The following is a 21,153-nucleotide window of genomic DNA, read 5'->3' on the forward strand; positions in this document are numbered from 1 at the left end:
AATGGGAACAAAAAGAATGTTTTCAAAAAATTTTCAAATTGATGTTTTATAGTTGCCAAGCACAAAAGTTTCCGTTATGATAATGATACATTCTTATTATTATTCCTTAGGGGAGTAACCGGTGGCGCAAGCTGCGATAATATCAACAGTAAGTAAGCTGGCGACAGCTTTCTGGTATTATTTGAAATGGTGAGACCTAAGACAAGCGTATACTTGTCTTAGGTCTCTTTTTTTCTAGCAGAGTGCCTAAGGAAAATAAAATTAAAAGGGGCAAAAAAATTGGCGAAAGAAATGTATCAAAAAGAAATCTCGGAAATTATGGCAGAGGTCCAGAGCAGTCCAGAGGGGTTGACGCAGCAAGAGGCAGCCAAGCGGTTAGAAAATGGCTTGAACCAGCTGAAGGAAGCACCTAAGAAATCTAGCTTTGCCTTATTCTTAGATACCTTCAAAGATGCGATGGTGATCGTCTTGCTGATCGTGGCAATCATCCAAATGGTTATGGGTGCCCACGTTGAGTCGATCGTTATCTTCGCAGTACTCTTGTTGAATTCCGTCGTCAGTGTGATTCAAACGAAAAAAGCCGAAGGGTCGTTAGACGCTTTGAAAAGCCTGTCGGCACCAGATGCTAACGTCATTCGGGATGGCAAAGAACAAAGTGTGCTGGCGAAAGAATTGGTTGTCGGCGATATCGTTATTTTAGAAGCTGGGGACTATGTACCAGCAGATGGTCGATTGATCGAAGAGGGTTCTTTGAAGGTCGATGAAGGAATGCTGACTGGGGAATCAACGCCAGCGGAAAAAGAATTAGGGGTGATCGATCGTACCGCACCGATCGGCGACCGTGACAACATGGTCTTCAGTGGAACGATCGTCACTTATGGACGTGGTCGGTTTATCGTAACTGCGACTGGTAATGTGACGGAAATCGGTCAAGTGGCTGGCTTATTGGAAAGTACAGTTGAACACAAAACACCATTGCAAAGAGGATTAGACAGCTTCAGTAAAAAACTGAGCTTGGCGATCTTAGTCCTTTCATTGATTATTTTAGGGGTTCAAGTCGCACGGTTGTTCTTAGGTGACGGAACAGGTGATATGACACAAGACTTAGTCAACGCCTTTATGTTTGCGATAGCCGTAGCCGTTGCAGCGATTCCAGAAGCCTTGCAATCGATCGTGACGATCGTTCTTTCGATCGGAACAAAACAAATGGCGAAGCGTCATGCCATCATTCGAAAACTACCAGCGGTTGAAACATTGGGTTCAACGAGTATCGTTTGTACCGATAAGACCGGGACTTTGACCCAAAACAAAATGACCGTTGTTGACTACTATTTACCAAATGGGCAAACGGGCACGTTCTCCGATGAGCCAACCACCTGGACATTGCCTGAAAAACGCTTAGTAGAGATCAGTGTCTTGGCCAATGATGCTGCCATCAGTGAAGATGGGGCGAAGCTAGGAGACCCTACTGAAATTGCTTTTCTGGATTACAGTGAGAAACTAAATCAGCCTTATCGGGCAATTCGTCAACAGTTTCCTCGTTTGCAAGAATTGCCTTTCGATTCTGATCGTAAATTGATGTCTACCTTACATGAGATCGATGGCGAACATTTATTGTTGACCAAAGGTGGGCCAGACATCGTCTTTGGGCGCAGTACCAAAGTCTTGATCGATGATCAAGTCGTGCCTTTAACAGATGAAATCAAGCAGAAATTACAACATCAAAACGAAGAATTCTCAAAACGGGCATTACGGGTCTTGGCGTTTGCTTACCGTCCATTGACCGATGCCCAATCACGAGAATTGACACTTGAAGATGAAAACGAGCTGATTTTGGTTGGTTTGATGGCGATGATCGATCCTCCTCGTAAAGAAGTCAAACAAGCCGTAGCGGATGCTAAATCTGCTGGTATCAAAACAGTAATGATCACAGGGGACCACAAAACGACAGCCGTGGCGATTGCACAAGAGATCGGTATTTCAGCCGAGGGCGACTTAGCCTTGACCGGTACGGAATTGGATGCTCTTTCTGAAACCGAACTAGCGGATCAATTAGACAAAATCACAGTCTATGCTCGTGTTTCGCCAGAAAACAAAATCCGTATCGTGCGGGCTTGGCAAGACAAAGGCAAGATCTCTGCCATGACCGGGGATGGGGTCAATGATGCACCCGCCTTGAAACAAGCGGATATCGGGATCGCAATGGGAACCGGAACGGACGTTGCCAAAGACGCAGCGGCGATGGTCTTGACGGATGACAACTTTGCCTCGATCATTCGTGCCGTAGAAGTTGGCCGAAACGTCTTTGACAACATCAAAAAAGCTATTTCGTATTTGTTTGCTGGAAACTTAGGTGCGATCATTGCGATCGTCTTTGCCTTAGTGATGGGTTGGGACAATCCATTTACTGCCTTGCAGCTGCTCTTTATCAACCTAGTCAACGACTCATTACCAGCGATTGCTCTAGGAATGGAAAAAGCCGAACCAACGATCATGCAGCGCCAGCCAAGAGATCCAAATGCTGGTATCTTCACTGGAAAAACATTGATCTCAGTAACGTATCGTGGTATTTTGATTGCCGCTGTCGTGATTTTGGCACAATGGTTAGGAATGAACCAATCACCTGAATTAGGTGTAGCGATGGCCTTCTCAACACTTATCTGGAGCCGAACATTGCAAACATTACCAGCACGCTCAAACACTGAGACTGCTTGGCAAGCTGGCCTTTTTGCCAATAAAATGGTGTGGTTGGCGATCGTCGTTTGTGGTGGACTATACAGCATTACCTTGATTCCTGGCATCCGTGAAGTCTTTGCGATTCCAGCAACCTTCACTTTAGGACATGTCGGTCTATGTATCGCAATGGCTGCTGTGGCAGTTGTTTTGATGGAAATCACGAAACTGATTATTATTGCCGTTCAAAAACGTCAAGGAAACGCCTAAAGCAAAAAACGTATCGATCGTTTGATCGATACGTTTTTTTGTCGTTTATCCTCACTGCTTAGTTGATTTTTTTCAGCTGACTGATTTGGGCAGCGACTTGCTTCAAGAAGGCTTCTTGACCAGCCGGCTGTTCTTGGCTGTAAAGGTAGGCTTCGTATTGCTGCGTCAAGCGGATAAAATCACCATGGAACAGTGGATAGAATGCTTCGAGTCGTTGGGCATAATCGATCAACGGCTCCGCCTCGTTACGGTACAGAACTTTCGTCGTTTGCCGTAAAAACAAAGGATAGGCAGCAACTAGCGGCTGTTTGGTAAAGCGGCAGATCAACCATAAATGAATACGGAAAAACGAATGGCGGAAATAGAAAAGTAGGCCAAGTCCTAGGATAGCTAAGCCTCCAAAGAAGCCATTGCGCAGCGTTTGTTTCAACTCCTCAGTCAACCAAACGTCATCGGAAACCGCGGCTGTTGCAGAACTGCTGGTCGTGGTTTCGCTGCTTTCTGTTTCCCTGCTGCTCGATGGTGTTGTTTCGCTGCTAGCGGTCGGTGTTTCTTCGGATTTAGTAGATTCTTGAGTCAACACGGGACGATCTGGATTTTGGAAACTAGGGGTCGGTTCAAAAGGTACCCAACCGTAGCCGTCAAAGTAGACTTCCACCCATGAGTGGGCATTCAAGTTGCGAACGGTATAGGTAGTAATGCCGTTTTCTGTTGCAGGAGATCCAGGAGAAAAGCCTTTTGCCCAGCGAGCAGGGATCTCTAAACTCCGTAGTAGCACGACCATTGCCGTGGAAAAATTGTCGCAGTAGCCGACTTGTGATTCAAATAAAAATTGATCAACATAATCTTGCTCTTCTGCAGGCACGACGGCATCGGTTTTGGAATAGCGGAATACGAGCGGATCTTTCAAATAGCTTTCAACCGCCGTGACTTGATCAAACAGACTGTTGCTTTCAGCGGTGATCTCAGCTGCGAGATCTCGTACCCGCTGCGGCAAAGAAACGGGTAACTGGATATAATCGATCAGAGAATCCGGATAGATCAAAGGCAGATTTTGGAGATTTTCTGCGGCAAAGTCTGGATGGTCCCAATCGAGGGTCAAGGTGGTGTCTGGGAGTGGATCAATGAGATCGACCCGCTGGATGGCGTCGCTGATCTGAAATCCGCGAGCACCGTTTTCAAGGGACAACGTGCTGCGTCCATAGGGCAATGGGACATAGTCTCCATGGTTTTGAAATTGGACCCGAACGGATTCGTTCTCAAGATAGGCTTGCTGATAGCTTTGATCCGCGATCGTGACGCCCTCTGCTTCTAAGCGAGCCTCTTCGCGGCTCGTACTGATCCAGCCCTTACCAGAATAAAAATCTTTGCTTTCCACCCGCCAGTAATGCGGGGTTTCTTGTTGCGCTTCAAATAAAATCGTCGCATCATTCAGTAGTGGTCCGCCTAATTGACGGTCGTTTTCACTGAATCCAGTGCGAGAGCCGCTGGGCGTGCCATGTTCTTCAATAAATTGATAAAAACCCAGCTGATTCAGATTTGTCCGTATAGGCGTGGAACGGGCTGCCAACTGTTCCCGCAGGCTCGTTTGCGGCAAGTAGACAGCAGTGACGGCTAGTCCACCAATCAATAGCATCACAGCGAACCAGGGAGCGATCGTTTGACTGGATTGAAAGACGCTGCGCTGGATCAGTGAAGAAGCCAAGGCACAAAGAAAAATACCCATCAAATGCCACGTCAGATCAAATTGATTAAAAATCACGACTGTTAGCAAGTAGCCGATCATGGTAGCGTAAATCAAGAAAAAGCGTTGATAAGCGATCGGTAAGATCGCTAAAAACAAAACCCAACTAACGATCAATGTCACCGCCGCCAGTTCGGTGATATAGCCGACTTCACCGCTGAGGATCTCTTGAAAGGCACGGTGCAGGTCTAGCCAAAAACGCAGCAGCCAATCAAAAGAAAAGGCAGTCCCATAAGGAAAGATCCGATACAAGACGATCAGCCAAGCGGCTGCCAGCAAAGGCAAACTGTAACGGACTTTCGGCACCACGGTCAAAATCAAACAGACACTAAAGGCATAAGTTAAAAGGGTGAACTGATTGCCAAGGTCATAAACTGCGATAAACGGCAAGATCACCAGTGATAGACTGAGAAAGGTCAGAAGACCAATCAGCGCTTTCTTAATAAATCTCATCCTACCGCCTCCTCAAGTTTATTCAACTGCCTCATTAAATCAGCGTAGGTAAACACTTGGCAGCTGTTTTTTGCTTCCAACTGACTGAGGTAGTCTTCCAGTTGTGGGGTAAAAACCGGGGTAATGAAGACAAGATGGCTGCCAGTCAAAAGCGGTACCCCTTCAGGAACTTTCTCGAAGGGAAGGATCTGGGCATAGGCAGCGGCATCCGTTTGGTAAGGAGAAGTCAATCCGTCACCAATCAAGAGCGGCTGAAAAAGTCGTTGATTTTGCGAGAAATGGTGGATCGAATAAAACAGTGATAAAGTCTCTTCAAAAGCAGGATGATCTTCTCCCCAAAAGAGCAGAACGATGTCTTGTTCTTCTTCATGTTCTCGTTCGCGATAGATCAATTCCTGTTGTTTGCTGGATAATTTCCAATCGATATTTTTTAAGGAATCCCCTAACTGGTATTGACGGAACTGTCGAATAGAAAAATTGGGTTCCCCGTGGGTTTGGCTGCGGACTTGCTGTTTAAAAAATGGCAGCAGGGTAACGGCTTCTGGCGCCAATTTAGGCAGGATCAAAATCGATTGTTTCGCAACTGCAGCGTAGCTTTTTTCAAAAAAGCCAAAGAGATCATGGCTGTACAATTGAACGGGCAATTCTTCATAGATGCCTCGCTCCTTTGGGGTCCAAGGCAGCTGCAGCCGAATCAGATTGCCTCGATAAAAGGCGCTGTGATGACTTTCCTTGAAACGATCGTCAAATTTTAAGGTGAAATCGACCAGCGGCAGCAGCGTCGGGCGATACTTGAAGACTTGCAGCGGTAAGGTGATCGCTGTGTGTGTTTCAGCTTGGATCGATTCTTCTAAAATGATTTGGACCTTCTTGAGGGAGGGGAGCAAGAATACTGCATCAAGCAACAATAACAAAGTCAGTAAAAACCAAAGGCTCCAGCCAGCATTATTATTGAAGATCACACAATAAGCCAGCAGCAGAAAATAGGCAGCGCTAAACAACAGGAGGCGCAGCAGGCGTTCAAGTTTCTTTTTCTTCATCGCTATCTCCTCGTTGGGACAGGCACTCGTTGGATCATCTGTTTCATCAAGTCTGAAAGGGTCTCCGTGCTGGCATGAACGCCACCTTTCAGTAATAAACGATGACCGAAGACTGCTGGTAAAATTCGCTGCAAGTCTTGCGGCGTGACAAAGGTCCGACCTTCCGTCAACGCTAACGCTTTTGCCCCTTTTAAGAAGGCGATCCCACCACGAGGGCTGATACCAAGGTCAATGGCATTATGCTGACGGCTCGCTTGAACCAGCTGCAATGCGTAACGGGCGACCCGCTCATCGACATACACGTCATCGACCATCGCTTTTAAAGCAGTCACTTCATCAGCATGTAAAATGGTTTGGATCTGATCCAAGCTTTGCTGTCGTTTTCCAGTCAAGAGGGCGAGCTCATCTTGAAAATCTGGGTAACCGATATGCAGGCGGAACAAAAAACGATCCAATTGGGCTTCAGGCAAAGGATACGTTCCTTCATACTCGATTGGATTTTGCGTGGCTAAAACAAAAAAGTGGGGACTCAATGGGTACGTTTGATTGTCGATGGTGACATGATTTTCTGACATGGCTTCTAAGAGTGAGGCTTGCGTCCTTGGTGTGGTTCGGTTGATCTCATCTGCCAAGAGGACGGAGGTGAAGATCGGGCCAGGACGAAACTCGAACTGGTGGCTTTGGGAATTAAAAATCGACACACCTAACACATCGTTAGGTAAAAGGTCTGGGGTAAACTGTACCCGTTTGTAGTCACTTTGAATGGCTTTGGCTAACGATTTGACCAACATCGTTTTCCCAACACCAGGGATATCTTCGAATAAAACGTGTCCGCCAGCAAGCAGCGCAGCCACGGTAAATTGGATCACATCTCGTTTGCCTAAAATCACTTTTTCCACTTCTGCGATCAAGGCATCTATTTTTTGTAATTCAGCGGTCATCTGATAACCTCCCTACGTTCGTTTCTTCCATTGTAACGGTTTTCTAGGACTGTCGCAATTTTCGTGTAACAATTAAAGAAAATTTCAAGAATATTCAAAAAAGAGAAATCCTTTCTGCGGATTTGCGAAAGAAAAACAAAAAACTTCCGAAGCGTTTCCTCGGAAGTTTGCGTTTGATAGAACAGAAGGGACTAGAAGGTGTGGTGCAAGAGGTCAGCGGCGATCTGGTCCGCCTGCCGTAAATTCCAAGCATCGGTTCCTGGCTGAGCAGTGGCAGCCGTCAGCCAGTGGATGCCTTCTGTGGGAATCCCAAAACAATAGAGGGTAGGGTAAGGGCGGTCATCTGGTCCGAGGATCTGATTGGTCTCAGGATCGATGGCGATCGCACCCGTCTCAAAAGGCACCTCATTGGGGATCGCCAACTGGTGCGGGTGAATAATCCGATCGTTTAGCAGTTGCCGCAACAAGGAATTGTTGGTTCGACGAATCGCTGTCGATGGAATGCGAGCCTCAATTAGTTGCGTCGCGTGATAGCGTGTGTCGTCAAATCGCTTTGAATACGTACAGTAAGCCTCCTCGATCTCAACAGTCATGTCAGGACCTAGTAAGGTCACCACTCCCGCTTCCATCAATGCCACCAGTTCCTGCAGTCGCTGAACTGGCGGTCCGATCGATAAAAAGCTGTTCAAGGGAACGAAAGACTGCCAAAAGAGTGTTTTCAAGTCTTGTACTGGCATTAGCTGATGATCGAGAACAAACCGAATCGGGTCCCGCAGATCTTTGAAGACTTCCAAGGCACTGCTGATAGGTCCTGTTAGATTGCCTTTTTCGGCATCTTGGATTTGGGTACGTAATAGTGCAATGAAAAAGTCTTGCAACGACTGTTGCTTTTTCTGAGCAAAGGGGTCGGCTAGTTGTTGCCATGACCACCACTCCGTCGTAGGAAGCTGCCATTTTTTCAGCAAGTCTTCAGATCCTTCAGAGGCAACAAAGGCGGCGGTAAAAGCGGCAAGCTGATCTTTGTCCAGCAGCTGTTTTTCTAAAAGCAGCGTCTGATAATAGACGAGTTCTGCCTCTTTTTTTAAATAGAAGAGTAGGGTCTTGCCAGCAACCGTTTTAGCTGCTTGCCAAGCAGCGAGGCGTTCAGGGGTCAAAAAAACGGGCTTTCGCTGCTGCGTCGGTGTTTTTTGATTGCGGCCACGAGGATGATACGGGACACCCCGACGAGAACCTGCGATGATTTGTGGTTCTTCACCAGAAGGTTGATAGACGAGGGATCCATTGACTTTGACGAAGGTGCCGCCCCGACCGCTGGTCAAGCGGGTGACGTAATCGTAAAAGGCAAGTCCTAGTCCCCGTAAAATCACAGGTTCGCCAGCTTTCACCGCCGTTAGATCCGTATCTGCCGCATTGGCTGGCGGTGCATAAAACCAGCCATTATTTTCTGCGGCCGCCGCCAATCGTTGTTCTGCTGCTGACAGTTGGGCTTGTGAATGGCCTGTAGCTAAGACGACGGCATCAACAAGAAATGTTTGGTGAGCCGTCGTCAACTGGTAGCGATTTTTGGAAAGAGGGGTCAAGGAGCTGACACTGTCTGACAGATGGTTGACGGTAATGGATTCAGGCAGCTCTTTTAATAGCTGCTGATAAAACCACTGCTGATAGAGGCCATATAACGCCCGCGAGCAATGCCCGTTAGGATCAAGTGAATCAAGTGCTGTGCATTCCGTAACGAGCTCAGGGGCATGCGTGGCTGCGAAATGTTTCCCTTCTGTCACTGCCCATTCGTATAAGGTAGGTCCTTTGACCACGGGACCGCCGGTGCTTAATGTGTCATCCGTGAAAAGGGTGACTTGACTGGTTACAGAATTCAATAGCAGATCCGCCGATTGGTCCGTGCGCCAAACTGCCCCAGGAAGAAAGGGATCAAACAGCAGCAAGTTGATGGCTTGTTTGTTTTGTTTGCTATGAGCGATCAGTCGTTCTGAAAGTGAAAGTCCACGAGGACCAGCACCAATGATAGCTATTTTCATATCACACCGCCTCTATTATTCTATGGTCATTGTGTCATCAACGGGCTAAGTCAAAAGGTGTCTTGCGGAAAATCAGCCAGTGCATGCCTAGCACCATGGCTTCCTCGATGGCATCGATATAATGAAAAGCAGGCTGATTGGGTTGTTGCTGCAGCAATGGATTTTTTTGGATCGCGTCTAAGAGATCGGTTTTTACTGCATCACTGCTGGCTAAAATAATACAGTGGGGGGCAAAAGCTGCATTGTAAAATGGCAGTAAGCTTGTCAGGCGCTGAACCAAAGCCGTGCGGTCTTGCGGTGCCCCTTGATCCAAGTAGCCGGGCAAAAATTTTGCCTCTCCCGCTAGGGCATCTTTTCCTTCTAAAAGTGCACCATTGACCAGGAGCGTGATACCAGGCATGCTTTTTTCGGGATTGTACATGCCGACGATGGTTTGCTGCAAAGAGATCTGTTGGGCGATGCAATAGCCGATCGTTAAAATATGGGCATCGTTTTGACAGTAGAAGGGCAGTGCAGTGATCTCTGCCACGAGGGCTGCCAGGTGCCAGCCATTGAATTTTTCATACCAGCTGGAAGTCACGGTTCCTCCACTGATTTTTCCTGGTAAAAAGAGGGCGATCTGTTCCACAGAGGGAAATAATGCTAGCTCGTTCGTTACACATTCTTGAAAGCGATGGGGGGCAACATCAGGAAAGGGCTGGTCGTGTTTTGCCAAAACCTTTCCCTTGCGGTCGATTAGCATGGACCAAAGAGCCAAGGAACCATCGTGATCAATAAAGCTAAGCAAAAGAGAATGACCTCGGTCTTGGTTGAGCTGATAGGTCACAGCAGGCCGCCCTAGCTCTTTTTGCTCCAGCGGACCTTTAGTGATTTCCCCCTCTGCCAACAATTCTTTTAATAATGAGTTAGTGGTGACCATGCTGATGCCGGTTTTCTTTACTAAATCGGAGGCGAATAATGCCCCGTTTTGAAATAAGGTTTTTAAAACCAGCTGTTTGTTTTGCTGGCGAATGGAATGGGTGGTAGAAGCCATAGGTGTTCTCCTTAATGAAGTGATTTAATTAAGTATACCGACGGGATGGAACGATGTAAAGTTTTTAAAAGACTGACTTGACGGAAAACTTGAAAATAAGTATACTTAATTAACAATGTTAATTAAGTGATTCGCCATAAAGAGGACACGAGGTAGAGGGGAAGAGAAACGTATGATCAAATTAGTCATCACAGATTTAGACGGTACATTTTTGAACAGCCAAGGCAGTTTTGATCGGCCTTATTATGAACAAGTCAGCCAACAAATGAAAGAAGCGGGTGTTGCTTTTGCTGCGTGTACCGGCAAACAGTGTGAACGAGTGGAAGAACTGTTTGGTGAAGCAGCAGCGGATGTTTGGATTCTTGGGGATAGCGCGACCCGCATCAAACATCAAGGCGAATACATCTTTGAATCACTGCTGCCAAACGAATTAGGGCGGCGGATCATTGCGAAGCTCGCTGCGATTGCGCAAGATCATGTGATCATCGCCTGTACACCGACTGCGGCGTACATTGCGGAAACGACCAATGAAGCAGATGCCCAGAAAGTTCGCGGCTCTTATCGGGTGGTCAAAACGGTGGCGGATTATCAAACCATCACCGAAGATTTTGTGAAGCTCACTATTTTTGATCCCAAACTACGTTGCTTTGAGCATGTCCAACAGTTAGGCGAGTTTACAAACAACGCCTACATCGTGGCTTCGGAAGCCGCTTGGATCGATATCACCAATCAAGGCGTCCACAAAGGAACGACTGTGGCACACTTGCAAGAATTGCTGCACGTCACACCAGAAGAGACTATGGTCTTCGGCGATGGCTTGAACGATTTGGAGTTGATGGCAGCTGGCACGTTTAGTTTCGCCATGAGCAATGCCTTTGAGGAAGTCAAGGCAGCGGCAGCGTTTGTGACCAAGTCAAACGATGGAAATGGCGTGCTGAAAACCATCGAACGTCTGTTACCGCTACAAATGAACCAATAAAAAAACCGCTCCCTAGCAGGGATAGCACGTACTTTCATTTGACTGAAAGTAGAGTGCTGCCTGTTGCTAAGGAGCGGTTTTTTCGTTATGCATGTGGTTGACTGACGCTATAAGGATAGGCATCGGCTGACCACTCTTTGCTGCGAGGGACGATACCTAGCTGGAAGTTCAATGTACCACCGGCAGTCAATTCTTGGTGGGTGAAAAACAATCGCTCGAAGGGTTCTTCGTTCAATGTGATTTTATCCACGAAGAGCTGTTGCGGCGCATTGGGCGTGCTCTTGATCACTAAGTCTTTGCCTGAAGCAAGATGTAGTGTTGCTTGATCAAATAATGGCATGCCGATGACATATTCCCCCGTCCCTGGTGTGACTGGATAAAAGCCCAAGGAGTTGAAGATGTACCAACCAGCCATGCTACCGTTGTCTTCATCGCCAGGAAAGCCTTTGGGCGAGTCATTGAAGCATTGTGTCAATAGCTGCTTGATCAAGGGCTGTGCCATTTCTGGTTTGCCCAAATAGCTGAATAGATACGGATAGTGGAAGCTTGGTTGATTGGAGATCGCCAGCTGACCAAAATCGAGTGCAGCCATCTCGCTCATTTCATGGATCTCAAAGCCGTAGCCTTCTGTCGTATAGCGAGGTTCTTGATTGCACAAGTCGATCAGTTTTGCTTCAAAGGCCGCTTTGCCGCCGTGTTCGGCGATCAAGCCAGCGAAATCATGGTAAACAGCAAAACTGCTTTGCCACGCACTGCCTTCTGCATAATCTAAGCCCCAGCGTATGTCACTGAATTCTGGACGAAAGGCACCATCGGGATCTTTTGCCCGCATAAAGCCAGTTTCCTGATCGAAAATGTTGCGGTAGTTTTGCGATTGCTGCTGATAATAGTCTGCTTGCTCGTCACCCAGCTGTTGTGCGACTTGTGAGATACAAAAATCACTGTAACAATAATCAAGGGTGTGATTGACCGATTCATGATGCGTCAATGGCACATACCCGTAAGTCAAATAGTCCGTCGTGCCGCGCCGACCATAATTGGGATTTTCACTTTGGACGGTGGCGCCTTTTTTCATCGCTGCTAAAAATTCGGGCATCAAATCAGGACGAATGCCTTTTACTGCGGCATCAGCGATCACGGCATCGATCAGCGTCCCTGGCATCAATCCACGCTCATCTGGCGATAGCCATTTTGGTAAAAAGCCGCTTTCGCGATAACTGTTCAAAAAGCCTTCCAGCATGTCTTCCAATTGTTCGACAGCCAAGAGTGAAAAGAGCGGGTAGACAGTTTTATACGTATCCCAAAAGCCGTTGTTTGTATACAGTGGTCCTGGTTTGATTGCTTTTGCCAAGGTATCCCAATGCATTTTGCGGCCCTCTTGATCGATTTCGAAGAAGGTTTGAGGAAACAAGAATAAGCGATAAAAATTATGATAAAAAGTAGAAACTTGTGTTTGATCGTGATGCTCGATCTCGATTTTTTGCAAAAAATGATTCCATTGCTGTTGGACAGAAGCCAGATAATCGGCAGGAGCCCATTGCTGTTCCCGTTGCAAGTTCAAACAAGCTTGTTCGCGACTGAGAAACGAGGTCGCAAAACGGATCGTCTGTGTTTGGCAAGCCCCAAAGCGGAGAACGACGAAGGCTTTTTTGCCTGTCAAGGCACCTTCGATCGCAGTGATGGGTGTTTCAAAATGATAGACGAAATGGAAGGTGAAGCGTTCATCTTCGCACCCTGAAAATACGATCAGTTGACCAGCCACTGTTTGTTCATCCAACTGTTCTAAGACATAGTCACCCGGCAGTGACAAGCCAAGACCTGGCTGATCCCCGCAGTTTTCAATAGTCAGCACACCGCCATACATACTGGGGATCAAAGTCGTTGTTGTTAAATACCGCTGCGTCTTGATTTTAAGAAAGGCTGGATTAAAGGTGCTTTCTTCGGGACGATACGAGCTTTGCGCATGGAAAAGGGTATTTTCAGAAAGCGTGCCGTTTAGCGGCAGCATCGTCAAATGGCTGAAATCCCCCATCCATGGGCTAGGCTGATGGGTGATGCGAAAGCCCTGAAAGGTTCGATCTTCTGGATGAAACCACCAACTGCCGCGTTGATCGCTGGTTTGCGGGGCAAAGTAGTTCATGCCAAAAGGAACCCCTGTATAAGGCAGGCAGTTGCCATGGGAAAAACTATATTGGTTGTCTGTTCCGTGTCGTGTGTCGATCATTGATACGTTCACTTGGTTCACTCCTTTAATTGGGTTGATTCTCTTTTGATCAAAGAAACCGCCACTAAATGGGTGGTCGTCTCCGTTGGTACTGGGGTTGCTGCCTTCGCAGCGTTGATTTTCTCAATCACTTGGTTTCCTGCCAAGCGCCCCATCTCGGCAAAATTCTGCCCGATAGTCGTTAGTGCTGGATCAATGAGGGCTGCGGCTTGGATATTATCGAAACCAACCAGGGAAATGTTGGCAGGGACGTGCATATCTGCTTGGCGCAATGCCCGCATCAATTCAATGGCGATCAAGTCATTTTCACAGACGGCTGCCGTGACCTGATGTTCTTCCAGGTAGACAAGCGCATTTGCGATGCTGGCAGCCGTGTCGTCGAGCTTGGTGCGAAAGGTTCTTTGGGCTTTTTTCAGCGCATCGATGTAACCTAGATAACGCTGACGGACGGATTGCGGATGATGGGTATCACCAAAAATATAAGCGATCCGTTGATGCCCCAACGCAAGTAAATGCTCCGTGGCTAGCTGTCCACCTTGAAAGTTATCTGGCATCACCGCTGGAAAATCAAACTCATGCAGCTTTTTATCTAAGGTCACGATAGGAAAGTGCTTTTCAGCACATTCGAACAGCAAGTCATAGTAAGAAAACGTATTGCTGGCGTAATAGATCAGGCCGTCGAATTCTTGCATCAGCTCAGCTGCCGTCGTTTTTTCCAAATAATCCACTGGTGTCATCAAAAGTTCAAAGCCGTGTTCTTGCATCACGGGGTAAATGCCTTCGGTAAAGTTTCCTAAAGAGAGATCATTGGCAAAGGGCAAGACAAACAAAATTCGTCCAGTCGCTTTTTTTTCCTTCAATTCTCGGACAAAGCTGCCGCTGCCTTGCACGCGATAGATCAGCTGATTTTGTTCCAGTTCCGTCAAGGCTCTTTTAGAGGTGATCCGACTGACTTGGTATTGTTCAGATAGTTCTTTTTCAGTAGGGACACGACTGCCAGGCGCTAATCGCCCTTCAACGATGGCTTCGTGAAGCTCCGCGTAAATTTTTTTATATAATGGTTGTTTCATAAGAAAACCCCTTTTGATATATCATATTTGTTAGCATACCATAAACCAGTAAAAATGAAAACCCTTTAATTATTTTGAAAAAGCGCTAGACATTCAATTAATTCATGATATACTAGGTTCGTAAATTGATATATCAAATCAGGGAAGGTGATGGAATGGTTTATAAAGAAATACCAACTTCAGTAGCAACATTTATGGAAACGATTACGGATCTATGCGGAGAAACGCATGCCGATTGGGCGAAAAATTTTAACGCAGCTTTCGCCAATACACTATTAACGACGGTCAAGCGTCATGAGGATGGCACGACCTTTTTACTGACGGGGGATATTCCAGCGATGTGGCTGCGAGATTCCACTGCACAAGTTCGTCCGTATTTGGTGATCGCCAAAGAAGATGAAGACTTAGCAAGCATGATCAGCGGGTTAGTCAAGAAGCAATTCTACTATATTACGATCGATCCTTACGCAAATGCCTTTAACGAATCAGCCAATGGCGCTGGCCACCAAACAGACGATACAGAAATGAACGATTGGATCTGGGAACGCAAATATGAGATCGACTCTTTATGCTATCCGATCCAACTGGCCTATATGCTATATAAAAACACAGGCAGAACCGATCAGTTCAATGATGATTTTGTAACAGGCATCAAAAAAGCCTTGGAGGTGTTTGTGACAGAACAAAACCATGAGGAGTCTCCATATCGCTTTGAACGGGATACCTGGCGGAAAGAAGATACCTTGACTCATGACGGCAAAGGCGCGCCAGTGAAACCTGTCGGCTTGACTTGGTCAGGCTTTCGACCAAGTGATGATGCCTGCAAATACGGCTATTTGATTCCCTCCAATATGTTTGCGGTGGTGGTCTTAGGCTATATCCAAGAAATCTTTACGACGGTTTTAGAAGACGCAGCGATCGTGGCACAAGCGAAAAAATTGCAAGCAGAGATCGAAGCAGGGATTAAAGCATACGGGTTGACCAAAAATCAAGCTGGCGAAGAAGTCTACGCGTATGAAGTGGATGGATTCGGCAATGGCACACTGATGGATGACAGCAACGTGCCGAATTTGATCGCCGCCCCTTACTTGGGGTATGGCAGTATGGAAGATCCCCTTTATCTTCAGACCCGTAAAACGTTGTTGAGCAGTGAAAATCCGTATTTCTATGAAGGCAAATACGCTAAAGGCATTGGCAGCTCTCATACGCCAGAAAATTATGTGTGGCCGATCGCCATGGCAATGGAAGGCATGACCACCACTGACAAAGAAGAAAAGAAACGAATTTTGGATCAGTTAGTGGCGACAGATGCGGGTACAAATTTGATGCATGAAGGGTTCGATGTCGATGATCCTTCGCAATACACGAGAGAATGGTTCTCTTGGGCGAACATGATGTTTTGTGAATTGGTCATGGATTATTTCGATATCCGAGTGGAAAAATAAGCAGCACGACCCACGACCGTTCGAGTGACACAAAAAGCAGTCCAACGACGCAAACAGCGAGGAGTAAAAACCAATGAAGAAACAAGTATATATCATCTCACACAGCCACTGGGATCGGGAATGGTACATGCCTTACGAACAGCATCACATGCGGCTAGTTGAATTGATGGATGATCTTTTAGAATTAATTGAAAATGACCCTGAGTTCCACAGCTTCCACCTAGATGGGCAGACGATCATCTTGGATGACTATTTAGAAGTGCGACCTGAAAAACACGAAGCGGTCAAAGCGGCCATCAAACAAGGGAAATTACAGATCGGTCCGTTTTATATTTTGCAAGATGACTTTTTGATAAGTGCTGAATCAAACACCCGTAATATGCTGATTGGAATGGCAGAAAGCAAAAAGTGGGGCACCCCCGTTATGTTGGGGTATTTCCCAGATACTTTCGGCAATATGGGGCAAACCCCGCAAATGATGCTGCAAGCCAATCTTGAAAGTGCTGCATTTGGGCGTGGCGTCAAACCGATCGGCTTTGACAACGAAGTTTTACCCGATGATCAATTTACTTCCCAATATTCTGAAATGCATTGGGAAGGTCCAGATGGCAGTCAAATCTTTGGTCTACTCTTTGCCAACTGGTACTCCAATGGCAATGAGATTCCAGTGGATAAAGCAGAAGCCAAAGCTTTTTGGACACAAAAACTGCAAGATGTAGAAAAATTTGGTGCCACCAATCATTACTTAATGATGAATGGGGTCGATCATCAACCCGTCCAAAAAGACATTTCGGCAGCGATTCGTACAGCTAACGAGCTATTCCCAGAGTATGAATTCAAACACGCCAGCTTTACCGAATACCTTGAAGCAGTGCAAGCAGATCTGCCAGATGACCTAGGAACTGTCACAGGTGAATTGACCAGTCAAGAAACCGATGGTTGGTATACTCTAGCCAATACCGCCTCTTCCCGAGTTTATCTAAAACAATGGAATACAAAGGTTTCCCGCCAATTAGAAAATGTTGCGGAGCCATTAGCAACTATGGCTTATGAAGCAAACGGCAGCTATCCTCACGATATGTTGGATCATGCGTGGAAAACCCTGATGCAAAATCATCCTCACGACAGTATCTGCGGCTGTTCAGTGGACGAAGTACACCGAGAAATGATGCCGCGCTTTGAAAAAGCCAATGAAATCGGCAAGTTCGTGGCAGATGAAGCGTTACGCAATTTAGTAGCCGCCATCGACACGAGCCAGTTTCCTGAGGAGAGTCGCCCCTTCGTGGTCTTCAACACCACTGGCAGCACCCGTTCTGGATTAGTGGAAGTCGTGATCGAACTTGAGCGTAAAACATTCCGTGAAGGATTGCCAAGCAAGCTTTACCACGAATTGTTGGCGAAGCCAAAAGGTTCTTATTCGGTGATCGATGAACAGGGGAACCCTGTTGCTGCGATCATTAGTGAAGAAGAGGTCCTTTTTGACTATGAATTGCCTAAAGATGCCTTTCGGATTCCTTTCATGAAACGCTTTGTCACGGTCCAAGTTGAAGCAAACCAGTTGCCAGAATTTTCATGGCAGACCTTTGCTCTAGTGGAAAAAGCCGCTACGCCAGTAGAGAGCGCCCCGATCGTTTCAGAAGGAGGGCGTAAACTTGCCAACGCACATTTGGAAGCCGTCATTACTGAAAACGGCAGCTTGACGATTACAGACAAAGCAACCCAAAAAACGTATCGCAATTTACTGGTTTTCGAGGATGTGGGGGATATCGCCAATGAGTACATCTTCAAACAACCAGAAGGGGATCAAGCAATCTTATCGACGAAATTTCCGCATCACGTGACAATTGAACAAAACGATCCACTGGTGGGGATCGTGCGACTGACGCAAGAATTGCAGATTCCCGTTTCAGCAGATGACCGTTTGTTAGAAGAACAAAAAGCTGTCGTCGATTTCCGTTTCCGTAAGGCACAGCGGAGTCAAGAATTGGTTGCCTTCAAGATCGAGACGGAGATTCGCTTAGAACGAACCAGCAACCGCCTGGCATTTAAAACCACCGTCAACAACCAAAGCAAAGATCACCGACTACGGGTGTTATTCCCAACAGGGATCATCACGGATTTCCATGAAGCTGACAGCATTTATGAAGTCGTAAAACGGCCGAATCAGGTTTCTAGTCATTGGGAAAACCCAACAAATCCGCAGCATCAGCACGCCTTTGTCAACTTGCATGATGAAACTAGCGGCATGACGGTTTCTAATTTTGGTTTGAACGAATATGAAATCGTGAAGGATCAGATCTGCTTGACCTTGTTGCGCTGTACGGGAGAGCTAGGCGATTGGGGCTACTTCCCAACACCAGAAGCGCAATGCTTAGGCAGCCACACCTTTGAATACGGCGTAGCCTGTCATGGGGCTCCTGAAGAACGTTATGAAACGTATCGCCAAGCACAAGCTGCCCAAATTCCTTGGACGGCAAGTCAGACCGACAAGCATCAAGGTATGCTAGCCAGCAGCAACCAATATATGGAAGCTCATGGAACGACGGTAGCTATCACCGCCTTAAAACGCAATCGCCAAGACCAGCAGATCGTTTTGCGGGGCTATAATTTGGCGGATCAAGCCACTGCCTTTCACGTGCAAAAAGAGCAGGCGACGCTCTGTCTGTTGAACCTTTTAGAGGAAGAACAAGCATCGACCGTCAATGAGCAATTACACCCATATGAAATTCGTACCATTGGAGTAAAGGAGTGAGTAATGATGGTTTATGGAGGAATTGAAGCCGGCGGCACAAAAATGATTTGTGCCGTTGCCGATGAACAGTTGACGATCATCGCCCAAGAGTCGATCCCAACAACAACACCGGAGGAAACGTTAGCGGCGATCTTTGCCTTTTTCGATCCCTACGATCTCGTGTCATTAGGGGTCGGTTCCTTTGGTCCGATCGGGATCGATCCAACCCAAGCGTCCTATGGCCACATACTAGCGACGCCGAAACAGGGCTGGCAGCAGTTCGATTTTCTCGGTGCATTGAAGAAGCGCTACCCAGAGACAGCATTTGCTTGGACAACAGATGTCAATGCTGCCGCTTATGGCGAATTACGCCAAGGAGCGGCGCAAGGCAAAGACAGCTGTGTCTATTTGACAGTAGGAACCGGCATTGGCGCAGGAGTCGTTCGTGAAGGAAAGATTTTCGAGGGGATCGGTCATCCAGAAATCGGTCATACCTATGTCAAACGTCACAGTGAAGATACGTATGCTGGTACATGCCCATATCACGGCGACTGTCTGGAAGGATTAGCCGCAGGGCCTTCTTTAGAAGGACGTACGGGGATCAAAGGACAAGACTTGCCGCAAGCGCACGAGATTTGGGGGTTGCAGGCCTTTTATCTAGGGCAAGCGCTGGTCAATATCACGTTAACTTTAGCACCTGAGATAATCATTTTAGGCGGTGGGGTCATGAATCAGCCGCATTTACTCGCTCAAATCCAACAAGCCTTCCTGAAACAAATGGCAGGCTATATGGAGACACCACCAGTGGAAGACTACATCGTCACTTGGGGCTTGCCGAACAAAAGTGGCATTATCGGCTGTCTCTTGTTAGGCAAAGAGCAGGTGACTGCCCATGACTAACCTGCATTTTCCTAAAGATTTTTGGTGGGGAGCCGCTGCCAGCGGTCCGCAAACTGAAGGACGAACGGCCGATGATGGCAAAGGCGATTCGATTTGGGACTATTGGTACGCAACGGAACCAGAACGCTTTTATCAAAAACGGGGACCCAAAGATACCGTCCAGCTGCTGCAGCGTTACCCAGAAGATGTAGCATTGATGAAAGAGATCGGCTTTAATTCTTTTCGAACCTCGATCCAGTGGAGTCGCTTGCTGCCAGAAGGAAGAGGAGCGGTCAATCAACAAGCGGTGGCGTTTTATCGCGAGTACTTCGCCACTTTGATCGAAAATGGCATCGAGCCTTTCATCAATTTGTATCATTTTGATATGCCGATGGCACTGCAAAAAGAAGGCGGCTGGCTCAATCGCGAGACTGTCACAGCATTTGCAGATTATGCCGCTTTGTGTTTTGAGTTGTTCGGTGATCAAGTCCGTCATTGGTTCACGCAAAATGAACCGATCGTGCCAGTGGAGATGGGGTATTTGTATCAACAGCATTACCCAGCAGAAATCAACTTGGCACATGCGGTGCAAGTCGGCTACCATGAAGCACTCGCCAGCGCTTTAGCGATCCAACGCTTCCGTCAGTCTCAGCAATCAGGCGAAATCGGCATCATCTTGAATTTGACACCGACCTATCCGAAAGATCCGAATGATGAAAAAGATGGCCAAGCGGCGCAACTGGCAGATGCCTTTTTCAACCGTTCCTTCTTAGATCCAGCGGTCAAAGGCACCTTTCCGGAAGAATTGATCACTGTCTTAAACGAGTTGGCGATCATGCCAGAAACCAGAGCAGAAGATTTGCAGATCATTAAAGAAAACACGGTCGATCTCTTGGGGGTCAACTATTATCAGCCGCGGCGGGTGCAGCAAAAGCGTTCTGCCAAAACAGCGGACACTCCAATGCCAGAAGATTACTTCGATGTTTATGATTGGCCAGAAAAGAAAATCAATCCCCATCGAGGCTGGGAAATTTATGAACGAGGCATTTATGATACCTTGATCAACCTACGAAACAACTACGGCAATATCCCTTGTTATATTTCAGAAAACGGCATGGGAGTCGAAGATGAAACACGCTTTATCGATGCCAGCGGTCAGATCCAAGACGAGTACCGCATCACCTTTATCAAAGATCATTTGCGGTATGTTCACCAAGCAATCCAAGAAGGCAGCCGGTGCCGCGGGTATCACATGTGGACTTGCATGGATAATTGGTCTTGGCTGAATGAATTCAAAAATCGTTACGGGTTTATTGCCGTTGATTTGGCTACCCAAAAACGCACCATCAAAAAGTCAGGTGAGTGGTTCCGCGAAGTGATTCAGCAAAACGGCTTTGTCGATTGATCCTTTGTAAAAAACAACTCAATGAAGCGTCCTATCTTGCAAAAGGTAGGACGTTTTTCTGGTTTTTAGAGAATAAAAACAAAATATAAACAAAGACCTTTAATTTGTTTCATTTTATCTTTAGTTTGTTCCTTATTTTTTAGGGATGAAAGCGTTATTCTAGTAGCATGAAGGAGATGATGAGATGTGAAGAAAAAGGGGTTTTGGAGGAATGTCTGGCAATACAAAGCGTT

At 46.8% G+C, this 21,153-nt stretch carries 13 protein-coding genes; 6 read left to right on the top strand and 7 right to left on the bottom strand.

Annotated features, from left to right (window positions below; all coding sequences use genetic code 11):
* The first annotated feature begins 291 nt into the window (after nt 1-291).
* A complete protein-coding gene (locus tag IGK14_RS04770) occupies nt 292-2,943 on the top strand; it encodes a cation-translocating P-type ATPase (RefSeq protein WP_154694643.1) in 2,652 nt (883 codons plus the stop codon).
* A gap of 58 nt (nt 2,944-3,001) precedes the next feature.
* Here the strand turns inward: IGK14_RS04770 and IGK14_RS04775 are convergent, their stop codons facing one another.
* From IGK14_RS04775 to IGK14_RS04795, 5 genes are all read right to left on the bottom strand, one after another.
* Nucleotides 3,002-5,140 (bottom strand): transglutaminase-like domain-containing protein, encoded by a 2,139-nt coding sequence (locus tag IGK14_RS04775; RefSeq protein ID WP_438711702.1) that lies wholly within the window; start codon nt 5,138-5,140, stop codon nt 3,002-3,004.
* Nucleotides 5,137-6,180, bottom strand: coding sequence for a DUF58 domain-containing protein (locus tag IGK14_RS04780; RefSeq protein WP_010747771.1), 1,044 nt, complete (start codon nt 6,178-6,180; stop codon nt 5,137-5,139). Before IGK14_RS04780 ends, IGK14_RS04775 begins: the two co-directional genes overlap by 4 nt.
* A 2-nt stretch (nt 6,181-6,182) precedes the next feature.
* Nucleotides 6,183-7,121: an AAA family ATPase gene (locus tag IGK14_RS04785; protein WP_005225502.1), complete on the bottom strand. Its 939-nt coding sequence runs from the start codon at nt 7,119-7,121 to the stop codon at nt 6,183-6,185.
* Between the two features lie 191 nt (nt 7,122-7,312).
* Nucleotides 7,313-9,154, bottom strand: a complete 1,842-nt coding sequence (locus IGK14_RS04790; protein WP_154694290.1) for an FAD/NAD(P)-binding protein — start codon at nt 9,152-9,154, stop codon at nt 7,313-7,315.
* A 37-nt stretch (nt 9,155-9,191) separates the two neighbouring features.
* Complete coding sequence (locus tag IGK14_RS04795) at nt 9,192-10,187, bottom strand: ROK family protein (protein ID WP_154694291.1); 996 nt, start codon at nt 10,185-10,187, stop codon at nt 9,192-9,194.
* Nucleotides 10,188-10,359: 172 nt separating this feature from the next.
* Between IGK14_RS04795 and IGK14_RS04800 the strand changes: the two genes are divergently transcribed.
* A complete protein-coding gene (locus IGK14_RS04800) occupies nt 10,360-11,166 on the top strand; it encodes an HAD-IIB family hydrolase (RefSeq protein WP_154694292.1) in 807 nt (268 codons plus the stop codon).
* An 85-nt stretch (nt 11,167-11,251) separates the two neighbouring features.
* Here the strand turns inward: IGK14_RS04800 and IGK14_RS04805 are convergent, their stop codons facing one another.
* Nucleotides 11,252-13,402 carry a GH92 family glycosyl hydrolase gene (locus IGK14_RS04805; RefSeq protein WP_154694293.1) on the bottom strand — a complete coding sequence of 717 codons (2,151 nt, stop codon included), beginning with the start codon at nt 13,400-13,402 and terminating at the stop codon, nt 11,252-11,254.
* A 5-nt stretch (nt 13,403-13,407) separates the two neighbouring features.
* Nucleotides 13,408-14,460, bottom strand: coding sequence for a GntR family transcriptional regulator (locus tag IGK14_RS04810; protein WP_154694294.1), 1,053 nt, complete (start codon nt 14,458-14,460; stop codon nt 13,408-13,410).
* Between the two features lie 155 nt (nt 14,461-14,615).
* Here IGK14_RS04810 and IGK14_RS04815 point away from each other — a divergent pair, with 155 nt between their 5' ends.
* The 4 genes from IGK14_RS04815 (at nt 14,616) to IGK14_RS04830 (ending at nt 20,920) form a co-directional block, all read left to right on the top strand.
* Nucleotides 14,616-15,905 (top strand): glycoside hydrolase family 125 protein, encoded by a 1,290-nt coding sequence (locus tag IGK14_RS04815; RefSeq protein ID WP_154694295.1) that lies wholly within the window; start codon nt 14,616-14,618, stop codon nt 15,903-15,905.
* A 73-nt stretch (nt 15,906-15,978) separates the two neighbouring features.
* Nucleotides 15,979-18,657, top strand: coding sequence for an alpha-mannosidase (locus IGK14_RS04820; RefSeq protein WP_154694296.1), 2,679 nt, complete (start codon nt 15,979-15,981; stop codon nt 18,655-18,657).
* A gap of 3 nt (nt 18,658-18,660) precedes the next feature.
* Nucleotides 18,661-19,536 (top strand): ROK family protein, encoded by an 876-nt coding sequence (locus tag IGK14_RS04825; protein ID WP_154694297.1) that lies wholly within the window; start codon nt 18,661-18,663, stop codon nt 19,534-19,536.
* On the top strand, nt 19,529-20,920 hold the full coding sequence (locus IGK14_RS04830) for a glycoside hydrolase family 1 protein (protein ID WP_438711706.1): 1,392 nt from the start codon (nt 19,529-19,531) through the stop codon (nt 20,918-20,920). Before IGK14_RS04825 ends, IGK14_RS04830 begins: the two co-directional genes overlap by 8 nt.
* Nucleotides 20,921-21,153: the final 233 nt, after the last annotated feature.

The sequence above is a fragment of the Enterococcus sp. DIV0970a genome (assembly GCF_051711265.1).
GTDB classification, from domain to species: Bacteria; Bacillota; Bacilli; order Lactobacillales; family Enterococcaceae; genus Enterococcus_D; species Enterococcus_D casseliflavus.

Bases quoted from the DNA above. Each gene is read 5' to 3' on its own strand.
- IGK14_RS04790 (WP_154694290.1), bottom strand. From the start codon at position 9,154: ATGAAAATAGCTATCATTGGTGCTGGTCCTCGTGGACTTTCACTTTCA.
- IGK14_RS04785 (WP_005225502.1), bottom strand. From the start codon at position 7,121: ATGACCGCTGAATTACAAAAAATAGATGCCTTGATCGCAGAAGTGGAA.
- IGK14_RS04770 (WP_154694643.1), top strand. From the start codon at position 292: ATGTATCAAAAAGAAATCTCGGAAATTATGGCAGAGGTCCAGAGCAGT.
- IGK14_RS04825 (WP_154694297.1), top strand. From the start codon at position 18,661: ATGATGGTTTATGGAGGAATTGAAGCCGGCGGCACAAAAATGATTTGT.
- IGK14_RS04815 (WP_154694295.1), top strand. From the start codon at position 14,616: ATGGTTTATAAAGAAATACCAACTTCAGTAGCAACATTTATGGAAACG.
- IGK14_RS04775 (WP_438711702.1), bottom strand. From the start codon at position 5,140: ATGAGATTTATTAAGAAAGCGCTGATTGGTCTTCTGACCTTTCTCAGT.
- IGK14_RS04780 (WP_010747771.1), bottom strand. From the start codon at position 6,180: ATGAAGAAAAAGAAACTTGAACGCCTGCTGCGCCTCCTGTTGTTTAGC.
- IGK14_RS04830 (WP_438711706.1), top strand. From the start codon at position 19,529: ATGACTAACCTGCATTTTCCTAAAGATTTTTGGTGGGGAGCCGCTGCC.
- IGK14_RS04820 (WP_154694296.1), top strand. From the start codon at position 15,979: ATGAAGAAACAAGTATATATCATCTCACACAGCCACTGGGATCGGGAA.
- IGK14_RS04795 (WP_154694291.1), bottom strand. From the start codon at position 10,187: ATGGCTTCTACCACCCATTCCATTCGCCAGCAAAACAAACAGCTGGTT.
- IGK14_RS04810 (WP_154694294.1), bottom strand. From the start codon at position 14,460: ATGAAACAACCATTATATAAAAAAATTTACGCGGAGCTTCACGAAGCC.
- IGK14_RS04800 (WP_154694292.1), top strand. From the start codon at position 10,360: ATGATCAAATTAGTCATCACAGATTTAGACGGTACATTTTTGAACAGC.